Annotated in this window: 17 protein-coding genes and 1 pseudogene; 14 read left to right on the forward strand and 4 right to left on the reverse strand. The window is 67.9% G+C overall.

Annotated features, from left to right (window positions below; translation table 11 throughout):
* The first annotated feature begins 161 nt into the window (after window positions 1-161).
* From secY to ASD25_RS05450, 8 genes and pseudogenes are all read left to right on the forward strand, one after another.
* A complete protein-coding gene (secY, locus tag ASD25_RS05415) occupies window positions 162-1,493 on the forward strand; it encodes a preprotein translocase subunit SecY (protein ID WP_056615266.1) in 1,332 nt (443 codons plus the stop codon).
* Between the two features lie 22 nt (window positions 1,494-1,515).
* The gene (locus ASD25_RS05420; RefSeq protein ID WP_056615269.1) at window positions 1,516-2,088 is read left to right on the forward strand and encodes an adenylate kinase; all 573 of its coding nucleotides are present in this window, start codon (window positions 1,516-1,518) and stop codon (window positions 2,086-2,088) included.
* A 59-nt stretch (window positions 2,089-2,147) separates the two neighbouring features.
* Entirely contained in the window at window positions 2,148-2,861 is a 714-nt protein-coding gene (locus ASD25_RS05425; protein ID WP_056615272.1) for a hypothetical protein, read from the forward strand.
* Between the two features lie 140 nt (window positions 2,862-3,001).
* Window positions 3,002-3,314, forward strand: a pseudogene (locus ASD25_RS05430) (30S ribosomal protein S13).
* Window positions 3,315-3,323: 9 nt separating this feature from the next.
* Complete coding sequence (gene rpsK / locus ASD25_RS05435; protein ID WP_013268944.1) at window positions 3,324-3,713, forward strand: 30S ribosomal protein S11; 390 nt, start codon at window positions 3,324-3,326, stop codon at window positions 3,711-3,713.
* Between the two features lie 90 nt (window positions 3,714-3,803).
* A complete protein-coding gene (locus ASD25_RS05440; RefSeq protein WP_056615276.1) occupies window positions 3,804-4,823 on the forward strand; it encodes a DNA-directed RNA polymerase subunit alpha in 1,020 nt (339 codons plus the stop codon).
* A 102-nt stretch (window positions 4,824-4,925) separates the two neighbouring features.
* Complete coding sequence (gene rplQ, locus ASD25_RS05445; protein ID WP_056615279.1) at window positions 4,926-5,285, forward strand: 50S ribosomal protein L17; 360 nt, start codon at window positions 4,926-4,928, stop codon at window positions 5,283-5,285.
* A 102-nt stretch (window positions 5,286-5,387) separates the two neighbouring features.
* A complete protein-coding gene (locus ASD25_RS05450) occupies window positions 5,388-5,855 on the forward strand; it encodes a GNAT family N-acetyltransferase (protein WP_056615284.1) in 468 nt (155 codons plus the stop codon).
* A gap of 3 nt (window positions 5,856-5,858) precedes the next feature.
* Here the strand turns inward: ASD25_RS05450 and ASD25_RS05455 are convergent, their stop codons facing one another.
* Both ASD25_RS05455 and ASD25_RS05460 read right to left on the reverse strand, forming a co-directional pair.
* The gene (locus ASD25_RS05455) at window positions 5,859-6,731 is read right to left on the reverse strand and encodes an ABC transporter permease subunit (protein ID WP_056615289.1); all 873 of its coding nucleotides are present in this window, start codon (window positions 6,729-6,731) and stop codon (window positions 5,859-5,861) included.
* On the reverse strand, window positions 6,721-7,632 hold the full coding sequence (locus ASD25_RS05460; RefSeq protein ID WP_056615294.1) for an ABC transporter ATP-binding protein: 912 nt from the start codon (window positions 7,630-7,632) through the stop codon (window positions 6,721-6,723). The genes ASD25_RS05455 and ASD25_RS05460 overlap by 11 nt, the downstream gene beginning before the upstream one ends.
* A gap of 140 nt (window positions 7,633-7,772) precedes the next feature.
* Here ASD25_RS05460 and ASD25_RS05465 point away from each other — a divergent pair, with 140 nt between their 5' ends.
* Both ASD25_RS05465 and ASD25_RS05470 read left to right on the forward strand, forming a co-directional pair.
* On the forward strand, window positions 7,773-9,035 hold the full coding sequence (locus ASD25_RS05465; RefSeq protein WP_056615298.1) for a TCR/Tet family MFS transporter: 1,263 nt from the start codon (window positions 7,773-7,775) through the stop codon (window positions 9,033-9,035).
* A 62-nt stretch (window positions 9,036-9,097) separates the two neighbouring features.
* Complete coding sequence (locus tag ASD25_RS05470; protein ID WP_056615551.1) at window positions 9,098-10,474, forward strand: trypsin-like peptidase domain-containing protein; 1,377 nt, start codon at window positions 9,098-9,100, stop codon at window positions 10,472-10,474.
* Here ASD25_RS05470 and ASD25_RS05475 read toward each other — a convergent pair.
* Window positions 10,471-10,890 carry a VOC family protein gene (locus ASD25_RS05475; protein WP_056615300.1) on the reverse strand — a complete coding sequence of 140 codons (420 nt, stop codon included), beginning with the start codon at window positions 10,888-10,890 and terminating at the stop codon, window positions 10,471-10,473. The two genes, ASD25_RS05470 and ASD25_RS05475, sit on opposite strands and share 4 nt — an antisense overlap.
* Before the next feature lie 73 nt (window positions 10,891-10,963).
* Between ASD25_RS05475 and ASD25_RS05480 the strand changes: the two genes are divergently transcribed.
* The 4 genes from ASD25_RS05480 to ASD25_RS05495 all read left to right on the forward strand — a co-directional run bounded on the left by ASD25_RS05480 (window position 10,964) and on the right by ASD25_RS05495 (window position 14,134).
* Window positions 10,964-12,277: a replication-associated recombination protein A gene (locus tag ASD25_RS05480; RefSeq protein ID WP_056615303.1), complete on the forward strand. Its 1,314-nt coding sequence runs from the start codon at window positions 10,964-10,966 to the stop codon at window positions 12,275-12,277.
* Window positions 12,278-12,339: 62 nt separating this feature from the next.
* On the forward strand, window positions 12,340-12,792 hold the full coding sequence (locus ASD25_RS05485; protein ID WP_156389193.1) for a hypothetical protein: 453 nt from the start codon (window positions 12,340-12,342) through the stop codon (window positions 12,790-12,792).
* A 39-nt stretch (window positions 12,793-12,831) separates the two neighbouring features.
* A complete protein-coding gene (locus tag ASD25_RS05490) occupies window positions 12,832-13,557 on the forward strand; it encodes an RluA family pseudouridine synthase (RefSeq protein WP_056615308.1) in 726 nt (241 codons plus the stop codon).
* A gap of 76 nt (window positions 13,558-13,633) precedes the next feature.
* The gene (locus tag ASD25_RS05495; protein ID WP_056615311.1) at window positions 13,634-14,134 is read left to right on the forward strand and encodes a hypothetical protein; all 501 of its coding nucleotides are present in this window, start codon (window positions 13,634-13,636) and stop codon (window positions 14,132-14,134) included.
* Here the strand turns inward: ASD25_RS05495 and ASD25_RS05500 are convergent.
* Entirely contained in the window at window positions 14,131-15,372 is a 1,242-nt protein-coding gene (locus ASD25_RS05500) for a hypothetical protein (protein ID WP_156389194.1), read from the reverse strand. The two genes, ASD25_RS05495 and ASD25_RS05500, sit on opposite strands and share 4 nt — an antisense overlap.
* Window positions 15,373-15,449 lie beyond the last annotated feature (77 nt).

Raw genomic sequence — 15,449 nt, forward strand, 5'->3', positions numbered from 1 at the left:
CGTGGCGACGCCAACAAGATCTCGGCCCGCACGACCCGGACCGCCGCCAAAAAATAAGCTTGAGGGGCGCTCTCGCTAAGAGGGCGCCCTTCGCCTATCTGGACCGTGGCGACGGATTCCTGTCCGATGCGCCGCGTTCTGATCAGTCGGGGTGACGACATATGGCTTCGGCCGCCGAACAACTCGCAGCAAACATGAATATGGGCTCGTTCGCGAAAGCGACCGAGCTGCACAAACGTCTGCTGTTCACGATCCTGGCCCTGCTGGTCTACCGCATCGGCACCTATGTGCCGATCCCGGGGATCAACTCGGAAGCCTTCCTGCAGTTCTTCCAGAACCCGGACGGCCAACGCGGCATCCTGGACATGTTCAACATGTTCTCGGGCGGCGCCGTCGAGCGCATGGCCGTCTTCGCCCTGAACGTCATGCCCTACATCTCGGCGTCGATCATCGTCCAGCTGATGGGCGCTGTGTATCCGCCCTGGGAGAAGCTGAAGAAGGAAGGCGGCGAGAGCGGCCGCAAGCAGCTGAACCAGTACACCCGCTATCTGACCGTGGTCCTGGCGCTGTTCCAGTCGGCCGGCATCGCCATCGGTCTGAACGCCCAGCCGGGCCTGATCGACCAGCCGGGCCTGTTCTTCATCATTTCGACCGTCACCGTCCTGACCGGCGGCACCATGTTCCTGATGTGGTTGGGTGAGCAGGTCACTGCGCGCGGCGTCGGCAACGGCATCTCGCTGATCATCTTCGCCGGCATCGTCGCCGTTCTGCCGGGCACCATCGCCCGCATGTTCGGTCTGGCGCAGCAGGGCCAGATCTCGGCCTTCACCCTTCTGTTCTTCGCCGCCATGGCTATCGCCGTGGTCGTGTTCATCGTCTTCATGGAGCGCGCCCAGCGCCGCCTTCTGATCCAGTATCCGAAGCGCCAGGAAGGCAACCGGATGGCCGGGGGCGAGCGCTCGTTCCTGCCGCTGAAGGTCAACACCGCCGGCGTCATTCCGCCGATCTTCGCCTCGTCGCTGCTGATGCTGCCGACCACGGTGGCGCAGATGACCGCCAATGCCGATCTGCCGGCGTGGATGGACTGGCTGCCGCTCGTGACGGCCGAAATGCAGCACGGCCGCCCGATCTTCATGCTGCTGTACGGCGCGCTGATCGTCTTCTTCTGCTTCTTCTACACCTCGATCACCTTCAATCCCGAGGACACGGCCGAGAACCTGCGCAAAGTCCTGACCCGCCTGACCGTCATCGGCGCCGCCTACATCACCGCGGTCTGTCTGCTGCCGGAAATGCTGATGGCCAACTCGGGCATGGGCCCGGCGGTGATCGGCGGCACCTCCATCCTGATCGTGGTCTCGGTGACCATGGACACGGTGGCGCAGATCCAGTCGCAGCTGCTGGCGCACCAGTACGAAGGCCTGATCAAGAAGGCCAAGTTGCGCGGCCGCGGCCGGACCCCGGGCAAGGGCGTCACCGCCCCCGCCCGGCGCTAGGACCTTCGGGGGAGGGGCGGCGATGAACCTGATCCTGTTCGGACCGCCCGCGGCGGGCAAGGGCACGCAGGCCAAACGGCTGGTCGAGAGCCGCGGCATGGTCCAGTTGTCGACTGGCGACATGCTGCGCGAGGCGATCGCCTCGGGCTCCGACCTGGGCAAGGAGTGCCAGGCCATCATGTCGCGCGGCGACCTGGTGTCTGACGCCATCGTCATCGCCCTGATCGAGGCCCGGCTGAAAGAGGCCGAGGACGCCGGCGGGGCCATCTTCGACGGCTTCCCCCGCACCGTGGCCCAGGCCGAGGCGCTGGACGCCATGCTGGCCAAGCTCGGCAAGAAGATCGACCGCGTGGTTCGGCTGAAGGTCGACGACGCCGCCCTGCTGGAGCGGGTCGCTGTCCGCTTCGCCGATCAGGGCCGCCCGGACGACAATCCGGAGAGCTTCAGGGTCCGTCTGGACGCCTACAACCGCAACACCGCGCCCCTGCTGCCCTACTATGCCGACAAGGGTCTGCTGACCGAGATCGACGGCATGGGCGCCATCGCCGATGTCGCCGAGGCCATCGATGCGGCGCTGGACGGCTCCGCGACCTGAACGAAGCCTGACCTTTTGGCGCTCCTGCGCGTTCATGTCCCCGGTGGCATGACAGGAGCGTGAAAATCCAACCCCCCTGGCTGACGAAGAAACGACTGCGCACGGCCGGCATCGTGGCGGTCGTGACGGCCGGGCATGCGCTGGTGTTCGCCGTCGTCGCGCGCACCCAGCCCACGCCGCCGGTGCTGCCGCCGTTTCCGCCGATGAGCGTGGTGCTGTTTCGCCCGACGCCGCCTCCGCCTCCGCCACCGCCGCCCCTGAAGCCGACCCCGGATCCCGGCGGCGGCAAGCCCGCTGCGCCGTCGCGGGTTCATGTCACGCCGAAACCACCGCCCAAGGCCGAACTTCCCGCGCCTCCCCGACCGGCGCCCGAGCCCGCTCTGGTGATCGGGGCCGCTCCCGTGGCCAGTCCGACGCCGGGGATGGGGCAGGGCGGTACGGGCAATGGAACCGGCACGGGCAATGGCGACGGTGAAGGCTCCGGCTCGGGCGGCATCGGCCCCCGTTTCATTCGCGGGGCCACGCAGGACGAGATTTTCCGCGTCATTCCCCGCGGCCGCCGCTCGGGCCGCGGATCGGTCAACTGCGTGATCCGCCTTGATGAGCGGCTCGACAGCTGCCGGGTCGTCAGCGAAACACCGCCCGGACAGGGCTTCGGGCCGGCCGCGGTGACCGTGGCAGAGACCTATTTCCGCTTCCGCCCGCCGATGAGCGCCTCCGGTCGTCCCGTCGAGGGTCAGCGGGTCACGGTTTTCGTCCAGTTCGGGCGCTGATCGGCGCGTCTGCGGGGGCGTCAGGCGTTGACGCGGAGTGAATCCCCTGTATAAGGCGCGCTTCCGCGAAGGGCGTCGGCGCTCCTGGTCTGTTGACCGGAGCGTTTGTTGCGTCCGCCAACGCGTATCTGGAGAGCTTCGTGGCCCGTATCGCTGGTGTCAACATCCCGACCAACAAGCGCGTAGAGATCGCGCTGCAGTACATCCATGGCATCGGTGAACCAGCTGACCGACGCTGAAGTGCTGCAGATCCGCGAGACCATCGACCGCGATCACACCGTCGAGGGCGACCTGCGCCGCGAGACGTCGATGAACATCAAGCGTCTGATGGACCTGGCCTGCTACCGCGGCCTGCGTCACCGCAAGGGCCTKCCGGTCCGCGGTCAGCGCACGCACACCAACGCCCGCACCCGCAAGGGTCCCGCCAAGCCGATCGCCGGCAAGAAGAAGTAAGAGATAACGATGGCCAAGGAACCGGGTCGCGTAAAGAAGCGCGAGCGCAAGAACATCACCTCGGGCGTCGCCCACGTGAATGCGTCCTTCAACAACACCATGATCACGATCACCGATGCCCAGGGCAACGCGATCTCGTGGTCGTCGGCCGGACACATGGGCTTCAAGGGTTCGCGCAARTCGACCCCKTACGCCGCCCAGATGGCCGCCGARGACGCSGGCAAGAAGGCSCAGGAACACGGCGTSAAGACGCTGGAAGTCAACGTYTCGGGTCCCGGYTCCGGCCGYGAGTCGGCCCTGCGCGCCCTGCAGTCGGTCGGCCTGACCATCACCACCATCCGCGACGTCACGCCGATGCCGCACAACGGTTGCCGTCCGCCCAAGCGCCGCCGCGTCTAAGCGAATATCGACCGACTACCTATCTCCGCCGGTCCTGCCGCCCCTGACGAGGAGCGAGGGACCGGCGAACTCCGTTTTCGAGGGACACCCATGATCGAACGTAACTGGCAAGAGCTGATCCGTCCCGAGAAGCCGCAGATCGAGGCGAGCTCCGACCCGCAGCGCAAGTCGCGCCTGGTCGCCGAGCCCCTGGAACGCGGCTTCGGCGTGACGCTCGGCAACGCCCTGCGCCGCGTTCTCCTGTCGTCGCTGCAAGGCGCCGCCGTGACCGCGATCCAGATTGACGGCGTCGTCCACGAATTCTCGTCGCTGGAAGGCGTGCGGGAAGACGTCGTCGACATCGTGCTGAACATCAAGCAACTGGCGCTGCGCATGCACGCCGAAGGCCCCAAGCGCATGACCCTGCGCGCCACGGGCCCCGGCGCCGTCACGGCCGGCCAGATCGACGTCCCTTCGGACATCGAGGTGCTGAACCCCGACCACGTGATCTGCACGCTGGACGAGGGCGCTTCGGTGCGCATGGAACTGACCGTCCAGAACGGCAAGGGCTATGTCGCCTCCGAGCTGAACCGTCCGGAAGACGCCCCGATCGGCCTGATCGCCGTCGACGCCCTGTATTCGCCGGTCAAGCGCGTCGCCTATCGCGTCGAGCCGACCCGTCAGGGCCAGTCGCTGGACTATGACAAGCTGATCCTGGAAGTCGAAACCAACGGCGCGGTTTCGCCGGTTGACGCGGTGGCCTACGCCTCGCGCATCCTGCAGGACCAGCTCCAGATCTTCATCACCTTCGACGAGCCCAAGAAGGCCGTGGAAGCCGCCGACGGCAAGCCCGACCTGCCCTTCAACCCGGCCCTGCTGAAGAAGGTGGACGAGCTGGAACTGTCGGTGCGTTCGGCCAACTGCCTGAAGAACGACAACATCGTCTACATCGGCGACCTGATCCAGAAGACCGAGGGCGAAATGCTTCGCACCCCGAACTTCGGCCGCAAGTCGCTGAACGAAATCAAGGAAGTCCTGATGACGATGGGGCTCAGCCTCGGCATGGACGTGCCGAACTGGCCGCCTGAAAACATCGAAGACCTGGCCAAGAAGTTCGACGACCAGATCTAGTTTCAACCCTCCGCCCTTGATCCACCCGGATCGCGGAGCGGTTAGAATGAGAAAGCCCCAGGTCCGCGTGACGGATACCAGGGTTGAGTAGGAGAGACCCCGATGCGCCACGGCGCCGCCTATCGCAAGCTCGGACGTACGAGCGCACACCGGACCGCCATGTTCGCCAACATGGCTGCGTCGCTGATCAAGCACGAGCAGATCACGACCACGCTTCCCAAGGCGAAGGAACTGCGTCCCTTCGTCGAGAAGCTGGTCACGCTCGCCAAGAAGGGCGATCTGCACGCACGCCGTCAGGCCATCAGCCAGGTCCGCGACGTTCCGCAGGTCGGCAAGCTGTTCGAGACGATCGGCCCGCGCTACGCCGAACGGGCCGTGATCGAGTTCGTCGATCGCGACGCCGACGCCAAGGGCCTGGACTCGGGTCCGGTCTACGCCATCGAGGGCGACGACGAAGCGTAAGCCGCTTCCCGTCAGGGGCTTGAGAAAAGGGCGGCCGGTGCGAACCGGCCGCCCTTTTTCCTTGTCCGCTTCCATCCCGGATAGGGCGGGAGAGGGGTTTGCATGACCGCACACATCGAGATCGTTCCGTACGCGCCCGGCCACGCCGCGGCATGGCGGTCGCTGAACGAGGACTGGCTGATCGCGGGCGGCTATGCGCTGGAGGCCAAGGACCAGCTGGTTCTCGGCGATCCGCAGGGGTCCATCCTCGACAGGGGCGGCTTCATCTTCATCGCCGGGCGGGACGGCGAGCCGGTTGGCTGCTGCTCGCTGATGGCCATGACGGACGGCGGCTACGAGGTCGGGAAGATGGCCGTCGTCGAGGCGGCTCGCGGCCTGAACCTCGGCTGGCGATTGCTGGAAGCCTGCGAGGCGGCGGCGAGGACGGCGGGCGCGCCGCGCCTGTATCTGGAGACCAACAAGGCCCAGACCCACGCCATCGCCCTGTACCGCCGCTTCGGCTTCGTCGACCTGCCGCCGCAGCCGACGCCCTATGCGCGCTGCGACGTCTGGATGGAAAAGCGGTTCTGACCGCTACTCCTTCGACAGGTCCTGACGCCTGAACCAGGCCAGGGCGGCCGCCAGCGGAACCAGCGTCCACAGCGCGATGCTGGCCCAGGCCTTGAGCGCCAGACCCGCCGGCAGGGCCGCTGCCTCCGCGCCGCCCTTGAGCACCGTCTGGATGGCGTCGATCGCCGCGCCCGGATTGAGCAGCACGGCCACCCAGGCGTCCGGCATGACGCCCATGGGCATCAGCATCTGCGGCGAGAAGAACTGCGCGATCCCGACCACCAGCGGCACGAACAGCGCCGCCAGCAGGGACCGGGTCACCACCGCCGCCAGCATGCCCATCATGGCGAACTGGACGATGCGCAGCCACGACAGGCCCGCGAAGCCCGCGAACAGGCCGACCTTCTCGCCCGTAATGTTCATGGTCAGGGTGCGTTCGAACACCGCCGCCTTGATCAGGCTCTCGATCACCCCGGCGACCAGCATCAGCCCCATCGCCGCCAGCGCCAGCCCCGCCACCACGGCCAGCTTGGCCAGCAGCAGGTTGGTCCGGCTGTTGCGGGCGCTGATCAGCCGCCAGGTCTCCCAGCGGTAGTCGCCGGCGTAGATGGTCGCGGCGCCGATCAGGACGAACAGCAGCACCAGCGGATTGGCGAAGTTGGCGGCCGTCGTCACCAGGGCGTCGGCCATGTCCAGCGTCCCGCGTCCCAGCGCTTCCTTGAGCTGGGGCGGCATCTTCTCGTCGCCGAGGATCTTGGTCTCGCTGCCCTTGAGCACGAAATTGGTCAGGGCCCCGATCGCCACGGTGATGAGCGGGACGAAGGCGAGGCTCCAGAACACGGCGGTCCTGTTCTTCGAAAGGCGGAAGCCTTCGGCGCGGATGGCGTCAACCAGCATGGATCGTCTCCGGCGCCTGAACCGAGCCCGTCTCGGTGAAGAAGATGCTTTCCAGATCGGTCCCGACCCAGCGCGCCTCATGGATGTCGACGCCCTGTTCGACCAGACCGCGGATCAGGGCCGGGGCCTCGGCGCGGCTGACGTCGGCCAGCACGGCCTCGCCGTCGCGGACGCCCTTGGCGCCGAGGACGGCCAGCACCCTGTCGACCGGTCCGGCCATGAGGCGCAGGCGCTCGCCGATGGCCGTCAGCTCGCTGACCGCGCCTTCGCGCACCAGCTTGCCCTTGTTCATGATGGCGACGCGGTCGCAGACGCGCTGGACCTCGAGCAGCTGGTGGCTGGCGAGGACCACGGTGACGCCGTCGTGGTCGGCCAGGGACCGGATCAGGGCCCGCATCTCCTGGATGCCGGGGGGATCCATGCCGCTGGTCGGTTCATCGAGAATGATCAGCTCGGGCCGGCTCAACAGGGCGGCGGCCACGCCCAGCCGCTGCAGCATGCCGACCGAGAAGCCGCGCACCTTGCGGTCCGCCGCCTCGGTCAGGCCCACGCGCTCCAGCCAGCGGGGAACATCGGCCTCGGCCCCGACGCCATGCTCCAGCGCAAGCCAGCGCAGCACCTGACGCGCGGTCATGTAGGGCGGGAAGCGGGGCGTCTCGATCATCGAACCCATGCGGCGCATGGCGGTCAGGTCGCCGACCCCGCCGCCCATCACCGTCGCCGTCCCGTCCGACGCGCGGATCAGGCCCAGCAGGATGCGGAACAGGGTCGACTTGCCGGCCCCGTTCGGCCCCAGCACGCCATAGACGCCGCCCCGGGGGATCGACAGATCCAGCCCGTCGAGGGCGCGTACGCTTCCGTAGGTCTTGGTCAGGCCACGGGTTTCGATCACGGTTGTCATGCCGTCAGCTTGGCCTTGCGCCGTCCGTTCGCGCAAGGCGTCGCCGGATTAAGCTTTCGCAACCTCGGCTTGAGGAGAGCGCGCAGGGCTGACGGGCGCGCCGGCGTCGGCTAGAAGGCCCGTCCCCAGCAAGGCCTCCCATGTCCACTCTCGCCCGCCTCCGCAACAAGCGCGCCGCGCTCGCCTTCATCTTCGTGACGGCGGTGCTGGATATCGTGGCCATGGGGATCATCATTCCGGTCCTGCCGCGGCTGATCGAGGACTTCGTCGGCTCGAACGCCCAGGCGGGGGTCATCAACGGCGTCTTCGTGGCCCTCTGGGCGGGGATGCAGTTCGTCTGCTCGCCCATCATCGGTTCGCTGTCCGACAAGTACGGACGCCGCCCGGTTATCCTGATCAGCTGCGCGGGTCTGGCGCTGGACTATGTGTTGATGGCGCTGGCGCCCGACCTGTGGTGGCTGGCGCTGGGGCGGATCATCGCCGGGATCACCTCGTCCAGCTTCACCACCATCTACGCCTATATGGCCGACATCACCGCGCCCGAAAAACGGGCCCGGGCCTACGGCCTGATCGGTGCGGCCTTCTCGGGCGGCTTCGTCCTGGGCCCCGTTCTCGGCGGCTTCCTCGGCGAGTTCGGGCCGCGCGTGCCCTTCTGGTTCGCCGCCGGCCTGTCGACCGTGGCCTTCCTGTACGGCCTGCTGGTCCTGCCGGAGAGCCTGCCGGTCGAGAAGCGGATGGACTTCAGCTGGAAGCGGGCCAACCCGGTCGGCTCACTGATCCTGCTGCGCCGCCACCCCGAGCTCAGCGGCCTGTCGGTCGTCAACTTCCTCCTCTACTTCGCCCACCACGTCTTCTCGGCGGTGTTCGTGCTGTACGCGGCCTGGCGCTACGGCTGGGGTCCACGCGAGGTCGGCCTGCTGCTGGCGCTGGTCGGGGTGCTGGACATGATTGTGCAGGGCGTTCTGGTCGGGCCGGTCGTCAAGCGGCTGGGCGACCGGTGGACCATGGTGCTGGGGCTTGTCGGCGGCACGGTCGGAATCGCGGCCATGGGCTGGGCGCCGGACGGGCTGATGTTCATCGCCGCCATGCTGCCCAACGCCCTGTGGGGGCTGGCCATGCCGACCCTGCAATCGCTGATGACCCGTCGCGTCGGCGAGGATGAACAGGGCCAGCTTCAGGGCGCGAACATGAGCGTGGCCTCGATCGCCGGCGTGATGTCGCCGCTGTTCTTCGGCTGGATCTACTCCCTGTCCGTGGGCGAGTTCGCAGTCATCCAGATGCCGGGGCTGGCCTTCTATCTGGCGGCCGTCGTCCTGCTGCTGGCGGCGGTCATCGGCTGGCTGGTCGGACGCGGGCAGGAACGTCGCGACGCCGCACTCGTTCAGGCCCCGCCGACGCCTTGATCCGGTCCAAAAGCCGGTGCGGAATGGCTACGCCTGTGCGTTTCTGACTGAACCGGATGACCATGAAGACCCGAACGTTCGCCCTCGCCGCCGCCTTGATCTTCTCCGCCAGCGCCGCTGTGGCGCAGGACGGGGTCTTCCCCGACAGCCGCGTCGTTCCCGGCGACGCCCTGGCCATGAAGTCCAGCTTCGCTCCCGTGGTGCGCACCGCCGCCCCGGCCGTGGTCAACGTCTCTGCGCGCGGCGTGCAGCGCGTGCAGGACCCGTTCTGGTCGATGTTCGGACAGGGACCGCGCGCCCAGCAGGTCGGCTCGGTCGGTTCCGGCGTCATCGTGCGGGACACGGGCGTGGTCGTGACCAACTATCACGTCATCAACGGCATGCAGCAGATCAAGGTCGTGCTGAACGACCGGCGCGAGTTCGAGGCCCGCGTGGTCCTCGCGGACGAACGGTCCGACATCGCCGTGTTGCAGCTGGAAGGCGTCAATGAGCGCCTGCCGACCCTCAGCATCGACGACCGCGAGGAACAGCAGATCGGCGATCTGGTCCTGGCCATCGGCAACCCCTTCGGCGTCGGCCAGACGGTGACCAACGGCATCATCTCGGCCCTGAACCGGACCGATACGGGCATCTCGGACTCGGGGTCGTTTATCCAGACCGACGCGGCCATCAATCCCGGCAACTCGGGCGGGGCGCTGGTCGACATGGACGGCGACCTGATCGGCATCAATACGGCCATCTTCTCGCGTTCGGGCTCGTCGTCCGGTGTCGGCTTCGCGGTGCCGGCGGCGGCCGTGCGCCGGGTGGTGGATTCCGCGGTCGGCGGGGCCACGGCCGTGGTCCGGCCGTGGCTGGGCGTGAAGGGCGAGGCGGTCAGCGCCGACGTCGCCCGCAGCCTTGGTCTGGACCGGCCGCAGGGGCTGGTGGTCACCGAGGTCTACGCCGGCGGCCCGGGCGATCGCGCCGGCCTTCAGACGGGCGATGTCATCACCGCCATCGACGGCGCCGAGGTCAACGATCAGGGCGGTCTGAACTATCGGGTCGGCACGCACGAGCCCGATGAGACGGTGCGGGTCTCCGTCCTTCGCGACGGACGGGCCCAGACGCTCGATGCGCGGGTCCAGTCCCTGCCGGGGAACGCCGAACTGGAGAACGCCACCCTTATCCAGTCCGGTGGACTGTCGGGCGCGCAGGTGCTGGGGCTGAATCCCGCTCTGGCGGACAGTCTGGGCGGCGATCCCTTCGCCAGCGGGGTGATCGTCGGCCGGGTCGCGGGCAACAGCTACGCCAGCCGCGGCGTCGGCCTTCGCGCCGGCGACATCATCATGGCGGTGAACGAGCGGCCGGTGTCTTCGCCGCAGCAACTGGTCAATCTGCCGCGCGGCTCCCAGTTGCTGGTCGAGCGTCGCGGACAGCGTGGCGTTCTGGTCGTCCGCTAGTCCTTCCGGATCGGCGATCCGATCGACCAGGTGTGCCCGAACGGGTCCCGCAGCTGGCCGTAGCGGTCGCCCCAGAACTGGTCGGCCAGCGGGAAGACCGGCACGCCGCCTGCGAGGATCGCCCGGTTCCACCATTCGTCGGCGTCGTCGACCTGAAGGTGAAGCGTCACGGCCTTCGGCACGACGTCCTGCTCGCCGTTGTACTCGGGGAATTCGTCGGCCAGCATCACGCTGCCGCCGTTGATGAGCAGATGGGCGTGCATCAGCCGCTCGCCGTCCTCGGCCGGCATGCGGCGCAGTTCCTCGGCCCCGAAGGCGCGCTGGTAGAATTCGATCGCTGCCTGACCGCCCCGCGACGCAATGGACAGGTGCGGGGTGACGCCGCTGGTCGGGCCCTGCGCATTGTGATCGGTCATGGCGCCGTCTCCTGTGTTTCGTCCGATACTAACGCGTGAAAACTCCGGCGGTAACGCCTATCTCTGAACGTGCATGACCGACCTGTTCGAAGCCTCCGGCATCCATCCTCCCGACGCACCGCTGGCCGACCGCCTGCGCCCCCGCACCCTCGACGAGGTGGTGGGCCAGGATCATCTGCTGGGACCGGGCGGACCGATCCGGCGGATGGTCGAGGCGGGGCGTCTGGGCTCGATGATCCTGTGGGGGCCGCCCGGCACCGGAAAGACCACCATCGCCCGCCTGCTGGCCCAGGCCGCCGGCTATCAGTTCCAGCAGATCAGCGCGGTCTTCTCCGGCGTGGCCGATCTGAAGAAGGCGTTCGAGGCCGCCCGCATGCGCCGCGCCGCCGGCCAGAGCACCCTGCTGTTCGTCGACGAAATCCACCGCTTCAACCGCGCCCAGCAGGACGGATTCCTGCCGTTCGTGGAGGAGGGGATCGTCACCCTCGTCGGCGCGACGACCGAGAACCCGTCATTCGAACTCAACGGCGCGCTCCTGTCCCGGTCGCAGGTCTATGTCCTGAAACGACTGGACGACGAGGCGCTCAATCAACTGTTGATTCGTGCTGAGGAACAGGAAGCCAAGACCCTGCCGCTCACGCCGGAAGCCCGTCAGGCGCTGCTCGCCCTGGCGGACGGCGACGGCCGCTATCTGCTGACCATGTCCGAGGTCCTGTTCGACCTGACCTCGACCGATCCGCTCGATGTGCAGGCCCTCGCCGGCATCCTGCAGAAGCGCGCGCCGGCCTACGACAAGAGCCGGGAGGAGCACTACAACCTCATCTCCGCCCTGCATAAGTCGGTGCGCGGATCGGACCCCGACGCTGCCCTCTACTGGCTGGCCCGGATGCTGAACGGCGGTGAGGATCCGCTGTATCTGGCGCGCCGCATCGTGCGTATGGCGGTCGAGGACATCGGCGAGGCCGACCCCCTGTCCCTGCTGGTCGCCAATGCGGCGAAGGACACCTACGACTTCCTCGGCAGCCCCGAGGGCGAACTGGCCCTGGCCCAGGCCGTGGTCCATCTGGCCACCGCGCCCAAATCGGTGGGCGTCTACGAAGCCTTCAAGGCGGCGAAGAAGGCGGCGCATGAAACCGGCTCGCTGATGCCGCCCGCCCACATCCGCAATGCGCCCACGAAGCTGATGAAACAGCTCGGCTACGGCAAGGGCTACCAGTACGATCCGAGTACCCCCGAAGGCTTCTCCGGCGCCAACTTCTTCCCCGACGGCATGGAGCGCCGGACCTTCTACGCGCCGAAGGGGGAGGGGCATGAGGCCAAGGTGAAGGAGCGCCTCGAACGCTGGGCGGTGATGCGCGCGGCGCAGGGCGGCGCCGACGAGGGTTAGCGTTGCCGTAACACCGGTTTTGGGTCTAGCCTCCGCCCATCGATCAACCTTGGGAGGGGATGATGACCGATACGATCTCAATGACGACGCGCACGCCGTGGCACCTGTGGCTGGTCGGCGTGCTTTCGCTGCTGTGGAACGGCTACGGCGGCTACGACTCGGTGATGAGCATCACCCAGGGCGAGAGCTACTGGCGCGCCTCGGGCATGACCGATGCGATGATCACCTATTACAACGCCATGCCGACCTGGATGTACGGTCCGTGGATCATCGGCGTCTGGGGCGCGATCGCGGGCTCGATCCTGCTGCTGATGCGCAGCCGTTACGCTGTCCACGCCTTCGCCCTGTCGCTGCTGGGCGCGGTGGGAAGCCTGATCTACGGCCTGATGAACCCGATGCCGGAGCTGCCGCCGGCCATGGCCGCCATGGCCTGGATGCCGTGGGTCATCGTCGCCATCGCCGCCTTCCTGCTCTGGTATGCCTGGACCATGGGCAAGAAGGGCGTCCTGCGCTGAGGGGCTGACGGACGGTCGGTCTTTCGCCTATGCAGGCGCGTGACCGACCGTTCCCCCGTTTCCCTGTCCGATCAGGACATCGCCGCCGTCCGCTCGTGGATCATCCACGAGGACGAGGCCGTGATCGCCTTTAACAAGCCCGCGGGCCTGTCCAGCCAGGGCGGCCGCATCCAGGCGCATACGCTGGACGACCTGCTGTGGGCCTTCGCCCGCTCGAACGGCAAGCGGCCCGATCTGGTGCACCGGCTGGACCGCGACACCTCGGGCGTCATCCTGGCCGCGAAAACCAAGCCCGCCGCCGGCTTCCTCGGCAAGGCGATGCAGGCGCGCCGGTTCAAGAAGACCTATCTGGCCCTCGTCTCCGCCGCGCCCGAGCCGGCGTCAGGCGTCATCGACAAGCCCTTGATGCGTCAGGAGATCGGCCGCGAAAGCTATATGCGCGCCGTCGCCCCGGAGACGCCCGGCGCCCAGGCCGCCCTCAGCCGCTATCGCACCCTGTCGGCGTCCGACGACGGGGCGCTGGTGGAGCTGGATCCCGCCACGGGCCGGATGCATCAGCTGCGCGTCCACATGGCCTCCATCGGCCGTCCGCTGGCCGGAGACGCCCGCTACGGCGGCGCCTTGACCTTTGCCGGCCGCGCCGCCCCGCGTCTGATGCTGCATGCGGCGAAACTGGTCTTTCCGCATCCGGACGGCGGCTACCGCACGGTGGAGGCGCCGCCGCCCGAGGACTTCAGGGCGCTTTGCATGGCGGCGGGGCTCTGACCGCCTGTATCGGCTGGCGCACACAGGAACCTCCGTCAGCCCCCGGCGCTAATTCAAAAATGCCGGAGACCCTGTCATGACCCGTTTCACCCTGCCTCTGATCGCCGCCGCGGGCCTCGCCCTGTCCGCCTGCGCCAGTCTTGCGCCCTACGGCATGCAGTCCTCGCCCGGCGGCCAGGGCTATTCCGAGCAACGGATTGAATCCAATCGCTTCCGCGTCGCCTACAACGGCGTCGGCGCGCCGGGCCCGGTGGCCGACTACGCCCTGTTGCGGGCCGCAGAGCTGACGACCGCGCAGGGCCATGACTGGTTCGAGGTCACACAGCGCTGGACCGACGGACGCCCCGACAGCGCCGGCGGCATGCAGCCCAATGTCGGCGTCGGCTTCGGCTCGAGCAGCTATGGCGGCCGTTATGGCGACTATTCGGCCTCGGGCGTCGGTGTCGGCATCGGCCTGAACTTCAGCGGCCCGTCCGCCACCTCGACCACGCTCGAGGTGGTCATGGGCAGCGGGCCCAAGCCCGACCAGTCGAATGTCTACGACGCCCGCGAGGTCCAGAACGCCCTGCGGCGCTAGCGCCCCCGCGTCAGCGCCCGGTATTCCACCAGCCGTTCCTTGTCGCGTCGCACCTGTTCGCCGACCGCATTGTCGACGTCCAGCGAGGCGTAGCGGACCCAGCCCTCGACCCCCAGTTTCTGCTGGATGGCCTCCATCGGCGTGCGCCAGCGCACATAGGACACCCAGCTGACCAGCACGCCCAGCAGCACCGCCAGCCCCTGCAGGCCGCGGAAGGTCATCATGTCGCCGGCCACCGGCTCCAGCGCAAACAGCACCAGCCAGACGATCAGCACCAGCGGCGTGGCGAACCGCTGCAGCCAGCGGGTCCAGTAGCGTTCACGCCGCACCCGCCACAGCTCCATCTGGACGTATTTCTCGAGGTATTCCATCCGCGCGCCCAGCCACATGGTCAGACGCGTCAGATACATGGCGCGCGCGCCCCAGCCCTTGCCGTCCATCTGGAATTGGGTCTCGGCCTGATCGGCCATGGCCCGGGCCGAGGTGAACAGGTTCTGGAGCTCGCGCGTCCGCTGCACGATCTCGCGCGACATCTCGTAGGAATCGTTCTCCAGCCGGAACCGGTATTGGGTGAACAGCACGGACTGGATGCCCCACCACAGGCCCAGCACCCCGAGCATCGATCCGGCCGCGAGACCAAGTCCCATCGGCGCCGATCCGCTCCACCCCGTGAACCATGTCGGCCCCAGGGTCGCCAGCGCGGCGAAGGCGATCAGGGCCAGGGCCTGATTCAACCGCTTGACCCCGATGTGCACCATCAGGGCCCCGAACACCCCGCGCCCGTAGGTATGGACGTGGCTGCGGATGTCCTGGTCGATCGGGAAACGCTCCTCGATCTGGCGGTTGAACAGGACGTGGAAACGGTCCGGCTTGCGGCCGTCCTCCCAGAAGGGGAACAGGTCGAGCGGCTGGTTGAAATATTCGTCGATGTGGGCCGAGACGATCTGTTCGGCGCCCGGGGCGGTCGAGAAATACTCGCTCTCCTGAATCGGCCTCAGGATGCCGTCGCCCTCGCGCAGCGGGTTGACGGCGTGCGGCGTCGGCTGGGGCGGCGCGCGGTGGTGGCTGTCCGCGGCGCCGGGCGGCGGCGGGTTGGGCGCGGGCGGGATCGAACTGTGCAGCCGGGCGTCATGGCCCTGCCCCCCGTGCCCGCCGTCGAAGGGCGCCGCGCCATGCCCGTCGTGGCTATGACCGTGCCCGCCGTGGCCGTGCCCGTTATGTTGATCGTCGTGCGACATGCGCTTCGGCGGCCCCTGATCCCTGAGCCCGGCAGTATGGCGGAGCGCCGCCGCCGGGCCGATGGTCTTCCCTCTTG

The sequence above is a fragment of the Brevundimonas sp. Root1423 genome (assembly GCF_001426805.1).